Genomic DNA, 17,271 nt, shown 5'->3' on the forward strand with positions numbered 1-17,271 from the left:
GGATGGCCGAGCCTTCGAAGACCGGCGGCGGATGGTGGCGGGGCGCCGTGATCGGCATCCCCTATCTCTGGCTGCTGGCGCTGTTTCTCGTCCCCTTCGCGATCGTCCTGAAGATCTCGCTCTCGACGACGACGATCGCGCAGCCCCCCTACACGCCGGTCTTCACCCTGGAGAACTGGGACGCCTTCGTCGCGGCGTTCCGCGAGCTCAGCTTCGACAGCTATCTCTGGCTCGGCGACGACCCGCTCTACCTCGACGCCTACCTCTCGTCGCTGCGCATCGCCGCAATCTCGACGGGTCTTGCGCTTCTCGTCGCCTATCCGCTCGCCTACGCCATGTCGCGGGCGTCGTCGACGATGCGCCAGATCCTCGTGATGCTGGTGATCCTGCCGTTCTGGACGAGCTTCCTGATCCGCGTCTACGCCTGGATCGGCATCCTGCGCGGCGAGGGCTACCTCAACCAGGTGCTGCTCTGGAGCGGTCTCGTCTCCTCGCCGCTCGAGATCCTGAACACCGAGACGGCCGTCTTCATCGGCATCGTCTATTCCTACCTGCCCTTCATGGTGCTGCCGATCTACGCCAGCCTGGAGCGGCTGGACGGGCGGCTGCTCGAGGCCGCGAGCGATCTCGGCTGCACGCCGCTGCGCGCCTTCTGGCAGGTGACGTTCCCGCTCTCGCTGCCGGGCGTTCTCGCCGGGGCCTTCCTGGTCTTCATCCCAGCGGTCGGCGAGTTCGTGATCCCCGATCTACTCGGCGGCTCGCAGACGCTGATGATCGGCAAGACGCTCTGGGACGAGTTCTTCACCAACCGCGACTGGCCGGTCGCCTCGGCGGTGGCGGTGCTGCTGCTCCTCGTCCTCGTGATCCCGATCATGCTGTTCCAGCGCGTCCAGGCGAGGGTGAACTGATGGGACGCGGCCTCTCACTCTTCAACGTCGTGTCGCTGGTCGTCGGCTTCGCCTTCCTCTACCTGCCGATCCTGCTTCTCGTGGTCTATTCCTTCAACGCCTCGCAGCTCGTCACCGTCTGGGGCGGGTTCTCGACGCGGTGGTATACGGCGCTGGCCGGAAACCGGCTCTTCCTCGACGCCGCCTTCGTCACCTTGCGGGTCGGCATCGTCTCGGCGACGCTGGCGACGATCCTCGGCACGCTCGCCGCGCTCGCGCTCGTGCGCCACAAGCGCTTCCGCGGGCGGCTCCTGTTCTCCGGCATGGTGTTCGCGCCGCTCGTCATGCCCGAGGTGATCACCGGTCTTTCGCTCCTCCTCCTTTTCGTCGCGATCGACTTCGACCGCGGCTTCTGGACGGTGACGATCGCGCACACGACGCTGACGATGTGCTTCGTGGCCGTGGTGGTGCAGTCGCGGCTGGTGTCGTTCGATCTGTCGCTGGAGGAGGCGGCGCAGGATCTCGGCTGCCCGCCGGGGAAGGCGTTTTTCCTCGTCACCCTGCCGGTGATCTGGCCGGCGGTCGCCGCCGGCTGGATGCTGGCCTTCACCCTGTCGCTCGACGACCTCGTGATCGCGAGCTTCACCTCGGGGCCGGGCGCGACGACGCTGCCGATGCGCATCTACAGCCAGGTGCGCCTCGGCGTGACGCCCGAGATCAACGCGATCTCGACCATCCTGATCGCGGTGGTGGCGGTCGGCGTCGTGATCGCCTCGCTGCTGACGAAGCGCCAAGAGGTCCGGCGGCTGCGCGACGAGCGCCTGGCCGCCGGGGCCTGATCAGCCCTTGCAGCCGCAGCTGTCCGCGTGCGCCGTCTCGATCGCCGAGAAGGTGGCTTCCAGCGCTGCCGGCAGCGGGTGGGAGGGCGCTGCGGCTGCCGCCATCAGATAGTCGAGCGCCTCGAGGTCGGAGAGGGCGCGCACGAAATCGGCGCGCTGCAGCGGATCGGCGGCTGGCTGCACCAGGCGCTGGCGAAGCGCCGCGAGGAGTGCGAGCGAAGGTCGGGCGTCGGACGCGCTCGGTCCCGGCGCCGGGATTGCCCCGGTCTGCATCGGGTCGGTGCCGGCGACCGCGGGGCCGCCGAGGACGCCCGCCGTTTCGGCGCGGCTCGACAGGTCGCGGATCGCGCGCGCGATATCGCTTTCGCTGGCCAGCGCTTCGCTCGCCTTCAGCGGCGGCAGGTGGGGATCGGAACTGCCCTCCGACACGCCGACGTCCTGCCGCGTCGCCACGCGCATCACGGGGCCGTAGATTTCGCTTGCCTGGAAGCCGACGCTGGAGCGCAGGTTGCTGGCGACCAGCGCCTCGCCCGGCCGGTCGTCGGGAGCGAACCGGGGGATGGGCGCCGGCCGGAGCGCGGTGCGGGCGGCGTCGAGGCTGACGCGCGCCGCCTCGCGCTGCGTCTTCACGAGGGCCGCGAGCCGGTCGGGCGACTGGCCGATGCGCGCCGCCTGCGCCCGCAGCGTCGTGAGATAGGCGTCGATGCCGCTGCACAGGAACGGCGTTTCCTTCTGGGACAGGAAGTCGCCGAGATCCTCGCGGATCCGGGCGGCGATCCAGCGCGCGTTGGCGTCGAGCGGACCGACGGTGCGGCCTCTAGCCTTGGCAAGATCGGCTGCTGTACGCAGCGCCGCCGCGTTGCGGCCCGGCTGCGCCCGACCGGCTGGGGGGAAGATCAGAACGCCCGGAAGCGCCGCATCCGACGCACCGGCCTCGGCGCCGGCCGCAGCCTTGAGAGCTGCAAATTCGCTCTCGCGAATGGCGCCGAAGCGGGCGTGGAAGGCGTCGGCGCAGGCAGCGGGCGAGGCGGGCTTGGCTGGCGCCGCGGTGGTCGCCGCAGGCGCCTGCGGCGTCCGAGAGGCCCCGACGACGAGAACCGACGAGGCGACGGCCGGAGTGCCCGAGACGGCGGCCGTGGCGGCGAGGGCGAGGAACAGCGAGCGGACCGCAGCGGTGCGGCGGTGGGTCGTCGTGGCCATGGGCGTCCGGCTCCCGGGCAAGGGTGGCACCCCGCCCGCCGGATTCAGATCGGCGCCTTGGGCGCGTCCACGGTCATGACCGGGCGGGGCCATTCTCCCTGGATCGTAAACGGAATGGGTTGAGAGGAGGTGAACGCATCGCCCGCGCCCGACGCCTCGACCACGGACGATTGCGTCGTGCCGAAGAGATTCAGGCGTCGCGTGTAGGCGTCGAGGACGCCGCGCGCCTCGCTCTTGCCCGCGGTGGTGGTCATCGACAGCGTGTCGAGGCGCATGCGCGTGCCGAACCCTTCGAGCGAGGCGGTGAGCGACTGGAACCCCTGCGCTGCCGAGGCCGTGCCGGCTTCGATCTCGTGGCGGCCGGATGCCCGCATCAGCTCGTTGGCAAAGCCCCGCATCCGCCCGTCCGAGACGCGCAGGGACAGGGTCGAACGCCCATTGGCCAAAAGGTCGCCCCAGCTGGCGGCCGGGCCGCGGAACGAGACGTCGAGGTCGCCCGACCCGGCCGACACCGGCAGGGGCACGCCGGACAGGGCGTCGAGCTCGCTCATGTTGACGGCCGAGAGGCGCAGGCTGGCGTCGACGCTCGGATGCCCGTTCGTCGAGGCGAAGCGCAGGCGCAGGCCGCCGCGCCCGCCGAGCGCCGCCATATCGCCGATGTCGAGCGTGCCGGAGCCGCCGACCACCTTGATGGCGGCGGCGAGTTCGCTCGCCGCCACGGGGCCGAGTTGGGCGCGTTCGGCCGACAGGCGCAGATCGATATCGAGGTCGCGCCCGAGCGCGAAGTGCATCGGCCGCTGGAGATCGAGAACGTTGCGCGGGATCGGGGCGATCGCCTGGAAGGCGCGGCCGAGGTCGAGGTCCGAGAAGGCGAGGGTTCCGGACAGCGAGCGTCGCCCGTCGGCGCTGGAAAGGTCCGCCTCCATCGCACCGCGCGCCTGGTTGCCGCCAAGGTCGAGCTGGACCGCGCCGAAGTTCAGTCGCTCGCCCGACAGCTCGATGCGCGTTTCCAGCGCGAGCGCGCCGAGATCGGGCACCGACGGCTCGCCGAGCCAGCGCGCTGCCCGCGACAGGGAAGGGGTCGCAAGGCGCACGAGGCCGGACAGCTGAAGCGGCGTGCGTCCGGAGCCCTCGCCCGAGAAGCTGACCTCGCCGGAAGGGCCGGACAGGACGAGCCGGAGCGGGCTCGTCTCGCCGTCGAAGAAGGGGACGGGACGGTCGAGCTGACCCTGGACCTTGGCCGGTTGGCCGTTCCAGACGAAGGAGCCGGACAGGTTCGCAGACGCCCCATCGCCGTTCCAGCGGAAGTCGATGTCGGCGCTGGAAACAGGACTGTCCATTCCCGGCAGGCGGACCAGCCCGTCGCGCAGCCGCAGTTCGTTGACGCCCTGGAACCGCGCGAGGAGGGCCCGCATCGCCTCGCGCCCGCCGGCTGGCGTTGACGGCGCGGGCACGGCGGCGGCCGGCGGTGTCCCGGCTGAAGGCGAGCCGGGGGGACTGAGCGTTGCGGGATCGGCAGGGCCGAGTTCCGGCCGCACCATCGTCACGCGGCGGATCTCGGCGCGTCCCGCCAGCGCATCGAGCAGGTTGAAGTCGGCTTCCAGCCGGTCGACGTCGAGCTGCAGCGCCGCGCCGTCCGCCGAGGTGACGGCGCGCACGTCGGAGAGGATCACGCTCGGGCGTGGGAGGAGCGAGAATTCCGCCGTGCCCGCCACCGAGACCGGCGCGCCGACCAGCCGGCCGAGCCGGGCCTCGATTTCGGCCTGCGCCGCGGGCAGGGTGAGGGGAAAGGTCGAGAAGGCCGCGACGAGGCCGCCGCCCAGCACCAGCGCCGCCACGCCGCCGATCGCCAGCGAGCGCTTGACCCCGCGTCGGCGCGGGCTCGCGTCCGTCGGGACACGAGGTGACGGATCGCGCGCTGGGGTCAAGAAGGGCCTTTCGGATGGCGGAATCGGGCGGTCGGTCGGACCGACGGCCGACGGATCGTCCCTTGTGTCGCATCGAATTGTGCCGGAGCCAAGGCGTTGGCGCGTCCGGCTTGCCCGAACCTTGTCAGTCGGCGCGCGGACGGCCGTCCCGTGCGAGGCTTCGCGTGAGCACGATGACGGGCAGGATGCCGGTCGCGACGATGAGGAGGCTGGCGATCGCCCCGTCCTCGAAGGCCGCGCGCGAGGCCTGCGCGTAGACGAAGGTGGCGAGCGTGTCGAAGTCGAAGGGCCGCAGGAGGATCGTCGCCGACAGTTCCTTGGCGGCTTCCACGAAGACGAGGAGCATGGCGGTGAGGAGCGCCGGCCGCATCAAGGGCAGGAGGACGCGCCGCAGCGTGCCGCCCGGTCCGTGCCCGAGCGCGCGCGAGGCCATGTCGAGATGCGGCGACAGGCGCGCGAAGCCGTTGTCGAGCGAGCCGTGGCCCATCGCCATGAAACGTGCCGTGCAGGCGAAGACGATGGCAAAGCCGGAGCCGGACAGGAGAAGTCCGGTCGACACGCCGAACGCGGCGCGAAGGGCGGCATCCAGCGCGTTGTCGAAGGCGGCGAAGGGGACGAGGATGCCCATGGCGAGGATCGTGCCGGGCACCGCGTAGCCGAAGGCGGCCAGACGCGACAGGACGCGCAGCGGCCGGGCGTTGGTCAGGCGGATGCCGTAGGCGACGAGAAAGCCGATCGCGACCGTCAGGAGCGCGGTCGAACCGGCGACGACGATCGTGTTCTGCAGGGCCCGCCAGAGCTGGGGATCGGCGAAGTCCTCCGGGCGCCGGAAGGCGTAGCCGCCGAGGATGGCGAGCGGCACGCCGAAACCGGAGGCGATCGGCGCGAGGCAGGCCGCGGCGGCTGCCCAGCCCTTCCAGCCGGCGAGCTGCTCGGCGCCGGCGCGCACGGTGTCGGAGCGCCCGGCCGTGAAGCGCTGACGCCGCCGGGCGAAGCGCTCGACCCACAGAAGAAGCAGGATGAAGGCGAGCATCAGGAGCGCGATCTGCGTCGCCCCAGCGAGATCCCCCCGGTTCAGCCAGGTCGCGTAGACCGCGAAGGTCAGCGTCTGGACGCCAAGGAATTCGACAGCACCGATGTCGTTGACGGTCTCCATGAGGACCAGCGCGACGCCGACGGCGATTGCGGGGCGCGCCATCGGCAGGAGGACGGTGGCAAGGATGCGCAGGCGACCCGCGCCGAGCGTGCGCGCGACGTCGGCCGCCTTGCGACCCTGCATCAGGAAGACGAGCCGCACCGTCAGGAAGACATAAGGGTAGAGGACGCTGGACAGGACGAGGACGGCGCCGCCGGCCGAGCGGATGTCGGGGAACCAGTAGTCGGAGCGCGTCGTCCAGCCGAACAGCGCCCGGAGGCCGGACTGGACGGGCCCGACATAGTGCAGGAGCTCGTTGAAGCAGTAGGCCGCGATATAGGTCGGCACGGCGAGCGGCAGCACCAGGGCCCAGGCGAAGACGCGCTGGCCGGGGAAGCGGAAGCTCGTGACGAGCCAGGCGGCGAGCGTGCCGACGACGGCGGTCGCAACGCCGACGCCCGCCATCAGCGCCAACGTCGTGCCGGTGGCGCGCGGCAGGACGGTGCGGGCGAGGTGCGACCAGTTCGCGGTGCCGCCGGTGAGCGCGATCGCCACCAGCGACAGGACGGGAAGCGCGACAAGGAGCCCGACGGCAAGCGCCGCGGCCAGGAACAGGCGCTCCGAGCCGACGCTCGCCCGCCGCACCGGCACGATGCCCGCGCTGCCCAACCGCAATTCGCTCAAAGCCGACCCTCGTGCGTCCACGCGTCGGCGCGGGCGGCCTTTCCAGCCGCCCGCGCCATCATTCTTGCGAGAGGAGGGATCAGGACTTCGGGCCGTTGTCGAAGCCGACCTCGTCGACGAGTTCGGAGGCCTTGGCGCGGTTGGCCGCGATGTCGCTCAGCGACAGCGTGTCGGGCTTCAGTTCGCCAAAGCTCTTCACCGTCTCCGACAGGGCGACGCCCGGCTTCAGCGGGTACTCGTAGTTCACCTCGGCGTAGATGCGCTGGGCTTCGTCGGTGGTGAGGAATTCCATGAACTTCACCGCGTTGTCGCGGTTCGGCGCATTCTTGGCGAGGCCCATGCCGGAGATATTGACGTGGGTGCCGCCGTTCTCGAAGGTCGGCAGGATCACCTTGATGGCGTTCGCCCACTCCTTCTGCTCCGGCTCCTTCTCGTTGTTCTGCATCAGGCCGACGTAATAGGTGTTGCCGATGGCGATGTCGCACTGGCCGGCCGCGATGTTGCGCGCCTGGTCGCGGTCGCCGCCCTCGGGCGCCGAGGCGAGGTTGTCGCGCAGGCCCGTCAGCCAAGTCCGCGTCGCCTCCTCGCCATGGTGGGCGAGATAGGCCGCGACCAGGGCGACGTTATACTGGTGCTGGCCCGAGCGGATGCAGATCTTGCCCTTCCACTTCGGGTCGGCGAGGCTCTCGTAGGTGATCGCCTCGTCGCCGACACGCTCCTTCGAGGCGTAGACGACGCGGGCGCGCGAGGTCACGCCCGACCATTCCTTGCCCGAGTCGCGAAACTCCGCCGGGATGTCCTTCTCGATCACCGCATCTTCCAGCGGCTGCAGCACGCCGGCCTGCTTGGTGGCGTCGAGGCGGCCGATGTCGACCGTCAGCACGACGTCGGCCGGCGAGTTCGCGCCCTCCGCCTTGATGCGCTCCTCGAGACCCTTCTCGATGAAGATCGTCGCCGTGGTGAGGCCGGTCTCCTTGGTGAAGGCATCGAGCAGCGGCTGGATCAGTGCCGGCTGGCGCGAGGAGTAGATGTTGACGTCGGCCGCCTGCGCCGCGGCCGGCGCGGACAGGGCGAGGGCGCAGGCGCCCAGTCCGAAAGCGGCGCGGCTCGAAAGAAGCTTGGTCATGTCGGGTCCTCGGGACAGCACCGACGCCATGCGCCGGTCGCGGATGGGGACGGCAGCGCCGGAACGGCCCCGCCGGGCGGCCCGCGAAACTTGCGTTTCGCAGTCCGGTTTCGGATGCCCGAGTCATGAGATGAAATCAAGTAGATCCGGCAGTAACGTTCCGTTCAACTGCCAGATTGGAATCGTTCCAATAGCAACGCGACAATGCTAATGCTTGCGAAGCATTTCGCGTCAGTCGGCCAGCACCCGCTGCGCAGGGAATACGATCTCGACCAGCGTTCCCTCGCCGGGCGTCGAGGCGATGGAGAACTGGGCGCGGTTCGCCTCGGCCATCGCCTTGGTCAGCGGCAGGCCGAGGCCGGTGCCTTCGCCGCGCTCGTCGCGGCCGGCATTCACCTGCTGGAACGGGGTCAGCGCGATCTCGATCTCGCGCTCGGTCATGCCGATCCCCGAATCGCGGAAGCGCAGGGCGACCTCGCCCGCCGCCCCATAGTGGGTCGAGGCGACGATCTGGCCGCCGGCCGGCGTGAAGCGCACGGCGTTGGCGATGAGGTTCAGGGCGATCTGGCGCACCGAGCGTCGGTCGGCGACGACGCTCGGAACGCTCGCAGGCAGCACCGAGCGGACGATGACGCGCTCACGGTTGGCCTGCGGCTGCATCAGCGACACGACCTCGGCGACCACCTCGTTGAGCGACACCGCCTCGAAGGCGAGGTCGACCTTGCCGGCCTCGATCTTGGAGATGTCGAGGAGGTCGTTGACGAGATCGAGCACGTGGTGGCCCGAGCGCTTGATGTCGCCAAGATACTCGAGATAGCGCTCGTGGCCGATCGGGCCGAAGCATTCCGAGGCCATGACGTCGGCAAAGCCGATGATGGCGTTCAGCGGCGTACGCAACTCGTGGCTGATATTGGCGAGGAAGCGGCTCTTGTGGAGGCTAGCGTCCTCGGCGAGGCGACGCGCCTCGATGAGATCGGATTCGGCGCTCTTCCACTGGGCGATGTCGCGGATCACCACGCACCAGCCGCGGCCCTGGCTGAGACGGCCGAGCGTCACGAAGAGCGGGATCGTGCGGTCGCCGCCGGCGACCCGTGCCTCGACCTCGCGCCCGTCGTTGAGGATCGCGGCGAGCCCGTTGTCGCGCAGCGTGCCGATATAGTCGGTAAGGACGCGGCGGCTGTCGGGCGCCAGCAGCTCCTGCAGCGGCAGCCCGACGTAGGACTCGGGCCGCAGGCCGAACAGCGCCTCGGCGGCACCGTTCATCTTGCGTAGCCGCTCGCCCTCGTCGAGGAGGAGAATGCCGTCGGTGGCCGTGTCGAGAACGGCCTGGAGTTCCTCGACCTCGCCCTGGAGGTCGAGAAGGATCGGCGTCATGTCCTCTTCGGGCTCGGCCTCGGCCGGAGGGAAGGACATGAGAAGGCAGGAGCGCCCGGCGACGCTGATGCGCTGGAGATGGAGGCGCGCGCGCTCGAACGAGCCGTCCGCGCACTGGATCAGCGCCGTCTCGTCGTCGAAGCCGGAACCCGACGTCTGCACGAGATAGTCGAGGCCGCCGGCGGCTTCCAGCGCGTCGAGGTCGTCGTAGCGCGTCAGCGTGAAGAAGCGCCGGTTCGCAAAGATCAGCCGCTCCTGCATCTGCACGAGCACCGCGAGCGGGAGCGCGTCGAGCATGTCCTCGAGCTCTTGGACTGGCAGGAGCAAGGTCGAGCCGTCGTCCGTCACGGTCTCGGAGGAAGCGGTCTCGACCGGCACGGGCGCGGCCGCCTGCGCGTCGGCGAGAGCCTCGTGCGCGCGCAGGCCGAGCTTTGCCCCGATCGCCTTGAAGGCGGCGACCTCGGCGTTCGACAGGTTGGCCTCGCGGCGGCGCCGCTCGGCGACCGTCTCGCCGCCAGGTATCGGAGGCGCCGTGCGGCGCCCGAAAGCGGTCGCGGCTTCCGCCTCCGCCGCGTCGTCGGCCGCAGGCAGGCTCGCAGCGGAGACGTCGATCCGGGCGCTGCGCTCGGGGAGCGCGAGCGCAAGGCCGATCGCCGCCGGATCGCTCTCATGCTCGGCCGGACGCACCACGCCGAAGCCGCGGAAGCCGAGGAATTCGCGATCGCGGCTGTAGAGAGGTAGCCCCGCGAGATCGATCGGCGCGCGGCGGTCGGTGCCCTCGATCGGCCACAGGATCGTGCGGCCCGACCACGTGTCGCGCCGCTGCAGGAGGCGCTCGATCTCGCCGGTCTCGTCGAAGCCGAAGACGCGCGCGACATCGGCGAAGGGCCTGCCGATCACGTCCGCCGCGCGCGGGCCGACGATCGCGGCGAATTCTGGCGACAGCTGCGAGAAGCAGGTCTCGGCGTCGGTCTGCCAGACGAAGCGGACGGGCTCGGCGTCGAGGACGGCGCGGAAGGGCTCGACGGACGCAGCCGCCGGAGGTGTAGCGGGCACCGCGTCGAGCATGCCCGCCATCTCGTCCGGAACGCTTTCTTCGGGTTCGGCGAGGACGGGCGCGATCTCGTCGTCCGGTTCCGCTTCGGCATCGGGGGCCGGTTCGGGGGAGCCGGGTTCCGCGATCTTGGCCTCGGTCGACGCTTCGCCGGCGGGAGCCGCTGCCGGCTCGGCATCCTCCACCGCGGCCGGTTCTGCGACAGGTGCTTCGGCCACGCCCGGCATGTCGATATGGATGAGCACCAGCCCGTCGCCGACGCGGGTGAAGGACAGGGCGCCGGCCTCGTCCTCGACCACGAGGCGGTCCTCGTCGGCCTGGAGGAACTCCTGCCCCTGGATGGCCAGAAGCGAGTGTTCGTCCTCGGGCAGGCGATTGGTCGCCGCCAGCAATCCGGTCGGCCCGACGACGCAGGCGAGGGCCTCGGCGAGACCCGCGTCGTGCAGGAACTCGCGCGCCTGTTCGCCGGGCGAGAAGGCCGCGTCAGCGCCGAGCTTCACGGTGAGAAGCGCCAGATGCGTGCGCCCAGCCGAGATCGCCTCGAGCCGCGCCAGCAGCGCCTTGCCGAGGCCGCTGGCTTCGGGCGGGCGCAGGAGAAGCTGGGTGCGGCCCTTGCCCGCGAAGGCCTCGCGCGCCGAGCGGATCTGGCGCATGGCGTCGGCATCCGGTGCTTCGGCCAGCCCCAGCAGCCGGCGACCGGCCGCGTTCATCCAGAGGATCTGCGACAGCCCGGCATCCAGCACGGCCACGGCCGAACCGGTCTGCGCGGCGGCGCGGACGGACTTCAGCGACATGATGTCGAGGGCGGACGGAATGGCCTTGCGCTCCTGCGGGCGGTCGATCGGTTACTGCTTCGTTAATAAGGCGACCGGGAGATCAAATCCAGAACCGACGGCCGCCGCTGCGCTTGAAAGCCGGGGCAGGGTTAACATGGCTGTGTGAATGCCGTGCCGGCCCTGTTCGAGCCCGGCGCACGCCCCTAGTTTGTCGTTGGCGGGCTGTGGATCCGCCATCATCCGGTCGAGGAGAATGCCGTCATGTCCGATACCGAGAACTTCAACTCCGGCGATCCGGCGCGCGACGCCTTCGACAACGCCAAGCGCGCCCAGGCCGCCATGGGCATGGACCCGTCGAAGATGGGCGAAGCCTTCCGCACGATGACGCAGACGTCGATCGAGCAGTCCAAGGAAGCCTATGCCCGCATGAAGTCGGCCGCCGACCAGGCGACGCAGACGCTCGAGGCGACGATCGAGAACGCCCATTCGGGCTCGCTCAACCTCACCAAGCGCGCGCTCGAGGGCATGCGGGCGCAGGCCGATATGAACTTCCAGCATTTCGAGAAGCTCGCCTCCGCCAAGTCGATGGCCGAGTTCGTGGAGTTGCAGACGAGCTTCATGCGCCGCCAGATGGAACTCTTCGCCGATCAGGCCAAGGAGATGCAGTCGCTGTCGCAGAACGTCGCGCAGGACGTCATCCGTCCGAGCCGCGACGCGGCACAGAAGGCCACCGGCCAGGACAATTTCTGAGACGTCAAAGTCTCGGGCGCCGATCGCGCGCCCGAGGCTTGCCTTTGCCGCAAAAGTTTTCTATTGCGGGCCCATCGGTATGCGGTTGTAGCTCAGCTGGTTAGAGCGTCGGATTGTGGCTCCGAAGGTCGGTGGTTCGAACCCACTCAACCGTACCACCGCTTCCCCTTCAGCATGCATCGTCTCGCGCCGCGCTGTGATGCGCGTCCGCTGACCGTATCGGGTCGCGCCGGGACTTGTCCAAATCGCAAGGCGCCCGAATTGTGCGTGCGATCGGCGCCCAAGCGCCGGACGGAGGCCCCATGCCCAATTCCCTGTCCGCGTCCGAGGCCGGCGTGCCGCCGGCTGCGGCGCGCGAGCCCATTCTCTCGGTCCGCCATCTCTCCAAATCCTATCGCTCGGGCGCCAAGGTGCTCGACGACATCAACCTGTCGATCGAGCCCGGCGAGATCTTTGCGCTGCTTGGGCCCAACGGCGCCGGCAAGACGACGCTGATCAGCATCATCTGCGGCATCGTGAACCCGGGCGAGGGCGAGGTTCGCGTCGGCGGCCACGACATCGTGCGCGACTATCGCCGAACGCGCTCTTTGATCGGGCTCGTGCCGCAGGAACTGACCACCGACGCGTTCGAGACCGTGTGGGCAACGGTGAGCTTCAGCCGCGGCCTCTTCGGCCTCGCGCCCGATCCCGCCCATATCGAGAAGGTGCTGCGCCAACTGTCGCTCTGGGACAAGCGCAACGCCAAGATCATGACCCTGTCAGGCGGCATGAAGCGGCGCGTCCTGATCGCCAAGGCGCTGAGCCACGAGCCGCGCGTCCTCTTCCTCGACGAGCCGACGGCGGGCGTCGACGTGCGCCTGCGCCAGGACATGTGGCAGGTGGTGCGGGGCCTGCGGGACGGTGGCGTCACCGTGATCCTGACGACGCACTACATCGAGGAGGCCGAGGAGATGGCCGACCGGATCGGCGTGATCCGGGGCGGGCGCATCGTCCTCGTCGAGGAGAAGGCCGCGCTGATGCGAAAGCTCGGCCGCAAGGAGATGGTGCTGACGCTGCAGGAGCCGCTCGCCGCCGTTCCCCCGGCGCTCGCCGCCTATGATCTGTCGCTGTCCGGCGAGGGGACGGAACTCACCTACGTCTACGACAGCCAGTCGGAGCGGCCGGGCATCAGCCGGCTTCTGGAGGACCTGTCGGCGGCGGGCGTGCGCCTGCGCGACGTGACGACCCGCCAGAGCACGCTGGAAGACATCTTCGTCAGCCTGGTCGAGGCCCGCCCATGAACCTCCATGCGATCCGCTCGATCTATCTCTTCGAGATGGCGCGCGCCTGGCGCACGCTCCTCCAGAGCATCGTCGCGCCGGTGATCTCGACCTCGCTCTACTTCGTGGTGTTCGGCTCGGCGATCGGCTCGCGCATGGATGCGATCGAGGGCGTCTCCTACGGCGCCTTCATCGTGCCGGGCCTCATCATGCTCTCGCTTTTGACGCAGAGCATTTCCAACGCCTCGTTCGGCATCTACTTCCCGAAGTTCACGGGCACGATCTACGAGATCCTGTCGGCGCCCGTCTCGGCGATCGAGATCACCATCGCCTATGTCGGCGCGGCGGCGACGAAGTCGGTGATCCTCGGGCTCATCATCCTCGCCACCGCCGCGCTCTTCGTGCCGCTCAAGATCGAGCATCCCGGCGTCATGCTGGCCTTCCTGGTACTGACGGCCGTGACCTTCAGCCTCCTTGGCTTCATCATCGGCATCTGGGCGGAAGGCTTCGAGAAGCTGCAGATCGTGCCGCTCCTGATCGTCACGCCGCTGACCTTCCTCGGCGGCAGCTTCTATTCGATCTCGATGCTGCCGCCGGTCTGGCAGACGGTGACGCTGTTCAACCCGGCGGTCTATCTCGTCAGCGGTTTCCGCTGGAGCTTCTACGGCACGTCCGACGTCGGCGTCGGCTGGAGCCTCGCCGCGACACTCGGCTTCATGGTCCTGTGCGTCGCCGGTATCTGGTGGATCTTCCGTACGGGGTGGCGCATTCGCGCCTGACCCCGGCGGGTGGCGTCGCCGTCAGATCGACGAGACGCCGAGCTGCTTGAGGAGCCCGAGATTGTCGAGCAGCGCCCAGTGCTCGACGAGCTTGTCTCCCCGGAAGCGGAAGAGGTCCATGACCCCGATGTCGATCGGCTTGCCGGTCGTCTCCAGACCCATCAGTTCGCCGCCATGCGTGCCCTGCACGCGCAGATGGATCAGCACGAGATCGCCCTCGGCGACCGCGTGGCTGATCGGCAGCTTCAGGTCGGGAATGCCGGGGTTCAGGACATCGGCGAGCTTGCGCACCCCCTCGATCCCGCGCACCTCGAAGGGCAGGCCGGGATCGTGGCGCACGAAATCGTCGGCGATGTGGGCCGCCTACCAGGCCTCGTCATGGGCCTGGAACGCCTTGAAGTCGTTCCTGGCCAGCTGCTTGTTCTCTTCCGGCGTCGCCATGTCCCGTCCTCTCGAGACGGTTCTGTCGTGTCATAGGCTGGGCACGGTCGTCGCGAAGGCGGGGCGGTCGGCGACCTGCGCGCGCAACGCCTCAAGCTGAGGATAGGCCTCGACCCACGGCTCGCCGGGAAAGCGCAGGGCGAGGTAGTCGAGGGCGACCACGCTCGCGATCACCGCGATCGACGGCGTGCCCCCGTCGTAGTCCGGCGGATCGCGTTCCAGCTGGCGCATCCCCTCGACGATCGTGCGCCGGCGCTTGAGGCCGACGCGGTGCTCGCCGAAATTCGGATCGACCTGCATCCGGTTGGTGACGATGTTGGCCATCGCGTCGACGACGCCCATCGCGCGGCCCGCAAGACTGATCGTCCGGTCCAGGGGGCCGGAGAGGAGCGAGGGCTCCGGCACCTTGCGCTCAAGCCAAAGGACCACAAGCAGGCTTTCGGTGATCGGCAGGCCTTCGTCGGTCTCGAGCGTCGGCACGCGCGCCGCGCTGTTCAGGGCGAGGAGGCCCGGATCGTCGCTCCACGGATTGACGATCTCGGTGCCCGAGAGGTCGAACCCCTTTTCGCCCAGCGCGATGCGGGCGATCCGGGCGTAGGGCGACGTCGTGTTGGTGAGGATGCGCATCAGGCGGCCTCGGCCTGCGGGGCGGCGGCCTCGTCGGGAATCGCGCTGTAGCCGAAGTGCGGGAAGTGGACGTGGACGCAGCCGACCCGCTCGTTCTCGTGACGGATCACGATCTCGTCCCGGTTGGCGGTGACGAGGATGCCGTGGATCGGATCGTTGGCGTCGTCGGACCGGATCGCGACCGCGTCGCCCGCCTTCAGGCCGCTCGGGTCGTCGAGATCGACGCCTTCGAGCGCGACGGGTTCGGCGGCGCGGGCGATCCGCAGCGCCTCGTCGGCGCCGAGCGGGCTGCGTGTGCCGTGGCCGAGCGCTGCGACGCGCTCCATCCAGGCGAGGATTACGGGATCGAAGGGCAGGAGACGGTCGGCCTCCTCGCCCGCATGGGTGCGCACGAACCAGAGCGGTTGATAGGCGGAGAGGTCGGCGGCCGATACCGCGTCGCCGAGGAGGAAGGGGCGGCCGTCGCGCAGCATGTCGGCGAGATGCGTCATCTGGGCGGCGACGCGCTGGCGGTTGAGGCCGCGGTCGCGCAGCGAGGCGGTCTTCGAGAAGTCATGCCGCATGAAGGCGATGCGGTCCTCGATGAATTCGGGCGGCACGCCGTCGCGATGATCGAGGTCGCGATCGAGGCGGCCGGGATGAAGGTCGTCGTGTCCGCCCACCACGACAGGACGGCGGCCAGCCCCGTCTGCCCGTCGGGATAGAGCGTCGGTTCGGGATAGCGGCGTTCGAGCTCGCGGAAGATGAGGAGCGTGTCGCAGTAGACGTCGGCGCCGATCTGCAGCACCGGCGAGCGGCGATAGCCGGCCGTCAGCGGCACAGTGTCCGGTCGTGGCGGCCAGATCGGCGTCTCCACCGAGCGCCAGGCCAGCCCCTTGAGCCCGAAGGCGAGACGGACCTTCTCGCCGAACGGGGACAGGTCGTAGTGATGCAGGATCGGCTGGTCCATGGCGTCGTTCCTCCCGAGAACGCGTTGAGATGTCGGCGAGGTCTCAGGCGAGGCAGCGCCGGAAGATGGCCTCGGCCTGCCCGACCGTCATCTTGCGGGCCGAAGGGCAGGCGATCACGGTGTGGTCGTTGGCGGTGGCCGGGTCGAAGTCGCGAGCGGCGATGCCGGCGTAGAGGCCCGGCACAGCGCGCTGCGCCATCTCGCGCACGCGCGCCTCCGGCAGCTGCTCGGCGGTGAAGGCCAAGGGGGAAGCCGATGTCGCGGTAGAGCGAGCGGATCGCCTCCGCGCAGGCTTCGATCATCTCGGGCCGCGACAGGCCGGCGGTCTCGACCTCCAAGGCTTCCGCGAGCGGCTTCACCTTGTGGGGCAGGACGGCGAGGTTGAAGGCCGTCACATGCGGCAGGAGAACGCCGACGCCATAGGGATGGGGCAGGTCGAGATGGCCCTCGAGCGGCAGCGACAGGGCGTGGCCATGGCCGAGCCGGGCGTTGCCGCAGGCGATGTTGGCCATGCAGGAGGCCACGAGATTGTCCTCGCGGGCACGCTCGTCGTCGGAATTGATCGAGGCGCGCAGCGATCCGTACTGGAGGCGCACGGCCGCGATCGCCAGCGCATCGGTGATCGGCGAGCCGATGGCGCTGAAATAGGCCTCGACGGCATGGGTCAGCGCGTCGACCGCGGGCAGCGCCGCCACGCGCATCGGCAGCGAACGCAGCGTCACGGGATCGAGGATCGCCGCATCCGGGAAGCTGAGCGGTCCGCCGCCGAGAAGCTTCAGGTGGCGCTCCTCGTCCTTGACGATCGTCCACTGCGAGACCTCGGAGCCCGAACCGGCCGTGGTCGGCACCATGATCATGGGAAGCGCCCGCTTGTCGAACCGGCCGACGCCGGTGCATTCGGCCATCGGCTTGCGGTTGGTCGCGACGATCGCGATGCCCTTGCCGGTACACATCACCGAGCCGCCGCCGATGCAGACGACGCCGTCGATGCCCTCCCGCCGGACGCGTGCGCCCTCCGTGTCGATATGCGAGCATCGCGCGTCGATGCCGCAGTCGTCGAAGCGGGCGGTGGCGATCTCGGCCGCTTCCAGCGCAGCGAGCGCCTCGGCGTGGAACGGCTGCTGCGAAATCACGGGGTCCGACACGACAAGGACGCGGCTCATCGCCAGATCGCGCGCGAGCGTCCCGATCGTGGCGAGCGAACCCTGGCCGGCGACGACGCGCGTCGGCATGTAGAAATGGCTGATCAACGACGTTTCCTCCCGAAGCGTCGAGGCGGGTCTGGCCGCCGGTCGGACCGAAGATGCCGCGGCGGCCGAGGGCCGCGCCAATAGGGCTTTTGTGCAGCCGCTATCACCCCACCCTATGGCGCGCGATCAGCTGTGAGTGGCTCGGTCGTGGGTCGGCGAGCGAAGAAAACAGACCGCAGCGCGTGGGGCGTGTAACACCGGACTGCGCGAGCG

At 69.5% G+C, this 17,271-nt stretch carries 15 protein-coding genes and 1 tRNA gene; 6 read left to right on the forward strand and 10 right to left on the reverse strand.

Annotated elements, in window-relative coordinates; all coding sequences use genetic code 11:
• The first annotated feature begins 2 nt into the window (after positions 1-2).
• Both ACLNGM_RS08465 and ACLNGM_RS08470 read left to right on the forward strand, forming a co-directional pair.
• Positions 3-908 (forward strand): ABC transporter permease subunit, encoded by a 906-nt coding sequence (locus tag ACLNGM_RS08465; protein ID WP_416357956.1) that lies wholly within the window; start codon positions 3-5, stop codon positions 906-908.
• On the forward strand, positions 908-1,726 hold the full coding sequence (locus ACLNGM_RS08470) for an ABC transporter permease (RefSeq protein WP_416357957.1): 819 nt from the start codon (positions 908-910) through the stop codon (positions 1,724-1,726). Before ACLNGM_RS08465 ends, ACLNGM_RS08470 begins: the two co-directional genes overlap by 1 nt.
• Here the strand turns inward: ACLNGM_RS08470 and ACLNGM_RS08475 are convergent, their stop codons facing one another.
• The 5 genes from ACLNGM_RS08475 to ACLNGM_RS08495 all read right to left on the reverse strand — a co-directional run bounded on the left by ACLNGM_RS08475 (position 1,727) and on the right by ACLNGM_RS08495 (position 11,021).
• Entirely contained in the window at positions 1,727-2,926 is a 1,200-nt protein-coding gene (locus tag ACLNGM_RS08475) for a hypothetical protein (protein ID WP_416357958.1), read from the reverse strand.
• A 44-nt stretch (positions 2,927-2,970) separates the two neighbouring features.
• Positions 2,971-4,854 (reverse strand): AsmA-like C-terminal region-containing protein, encoded by a 1,884-nt coding sequence (locus ACLNGM_RS08480; protein ID WP_416357959.1) that lies wholly within the window; start codon positions 4,852-4,854, stop codon positions 2,971-2,973.
• Positions 4,855-4,978: 124 nt separating this feature from the next.
• Positions 4,979-6,673 (reverse strand): ABC transporter permease, encoded by a 1,695-nt coding sequence (locus tag ACLNGM_RS08485; protein WP_416357960.1) that lies wholly within the window; start codon positions 6,671-6,673, stop codon positions 4,979-4,981.
• 79 nt (positions 6,674-6,752) lie between these two features.
• Positions 6,753-7,799, reverse strand: coding sequence for a Fe(3+) ABC transporter substrate-binding protein (locus ACLNGM_RS08490; protein ID WP_416357961.1), 1,047 nt, complete (start codon positions 7,797-7,799; stop codon positions 6,753-6,755).
• 231 nt (positions 7,800-8,030) lie between these two features.
• The gene (locus tag ACLNGM_RS08495; protein ID WP_416357962.1) at positions 8,031-11,021 is read right to left on the reverse strand and encodes a PAS domain-containing protein; all 2,991 of its coding nucleotides are present in this window, start codon (positions 11,019-11,021) and stop codon (positions 8,031-8,033) included.
• A 243-nt stretch (positions 11,022-11,264) separates the two neighbouring features.
• On the opposite strand from ACLNGM_RS08495, the gene ACLNGM_RS08500 reads away from it, so the two are divergent.
• From ACLNGM_RS08500 to ACLNGM_RS08515, 4 genes are all read left to right on the forward strand, one after another.
• Entirely contained in the window at positions 11,265-11,753 is a 489-nt protein-coding gene (locus ACLNGM_RS08500) for a phasin family protein (RefSeq protein ID WP_090962927.1), read from the forward strand.
• Between the two features lie 81 nt (positions 11,754-11,834).
• Positions 11,835-11,911: transfer RNA gene (locus ACLNGM_RS08505), tRNA-His, on the forward strand.
• Between the two features lie 144 nt (positions 11,912-12,055).
• Positions 12,056-13,033, forward strand: coding sequence for an ABC transporter ATP-binding protein (locus tag ACLNGM_RS08510; RefSeq protein WP_416357963.1), 978 nt, complete (start codon positions 12,056-12,058; stop codon positions 13,031-13,033).
• Positions 13,030-13,791: an ABC transporter permease gene (locus ACLNGM_RS08515; RefSeq protein WP_416357964.1), complete on the forward strand. Its 762-nt coding sequence runs from the start codon at positions 13,030-13,032 to the stop codon at positions 13,789-13,791. Before ACLNGM_RS08510 ends, ACLNGM_RS08515 begins: the two co-directional genes overlap by 4 nt.
• Before the next feature lie 21 nt (positions 13,792-13,812).
• Here ACLNGM_RS08515 and ACLNGM_RS08520 read toward each other — a convergent pair whose 3' ends face one another.
• The 5 genes from ACLNGM_RS08520 to ACLNGM_RS08540 all read right to left on the reverse strand — a co-directional run bounded on the left by ACLNGM_RS08520 (position 13,813) and on the right by ACLNGM_RS08540 (position 17,058).
• A complete protein-coding gene (locus tag ACLNGM_RS08520) occupies positions 13,813-14,130 on the reverse strand; it encodes an ester cyclase (protein ID WP_416357965.1) in 318 nt (105 codons plus the stop codon).
• Positions 14,131-14,262: 132 nt separating this feature from the next.
• Positions 14,263-14,859 carry a glutathione S-transferase family protein gene (locus tag ACLNGM_RS08525; protein WP_416357966.1) on the reverse strand — a complete coding sequence of 199 codons (597 nt, stop codon included), beginning with the start codon at positions 14,857-14,859 and terminating at the stop codon, positions 14,263-14,265.
• Complete coding sequence (locus ACLNGM_RS08530) at positions 14,859-15,422, reverse strand: glutathione S-transferase C-terminal domain-containing protein (RefSeq protein WP_416357967.1); 564 nt, start codon at positions 15,420-15,422, stop codon at positions 14,859-14,861. The genes ACLNGM_RS08525 and ACLNGM_RS08530 overlap by 1 nt, the downstream gene beginning before the upstream one ends.
• Positions 15,347-15,778 (reverse strand): glutathione S-transferase family protein, encoded by a 432-nt coding sequence (locus tag ACLNGM_RS08535; protein WP_416358416.1) that lies wholly within the window; start codon positions 15,776-15,778, stop codon positions 15,347-15,349. The genes ACLNGM_RS08530 and ACLNGM_RS08535 overlap by 76 nt, the downstream gene beginning before the upstream one ends.
• Positions 15,670-17,058: an iron-containing alcohol dehydrogenase gene (locus ACLNGM_RS08540; protein ID WP_416357968.1), complete on the reverse strand. Its 1,389-nt coding sequence runs from the start codon at positions 17,056-17,058 to the stop codon at positions 15,670-15,672. The genes ACLNGM_RS08535 and ACLNGM_RS08540 overlap by 109 nt, the downstream gene beginning before the upstream one ends.
• Positions 17,059-17,271 lie beyond the last annotated feature (213 nt).

The sequence above is a fragment of the Aureimonas phyllosphaerae genome, from assembly GCF_047943035.1.
Classification (GTDB): domain Bacteria; phylum Pseudomonadota; class Alphaproteobacteria; order Rhizobiales; family Rhizobiaceae; genus Aureimonas; species Aureimonas phyllosphaerae.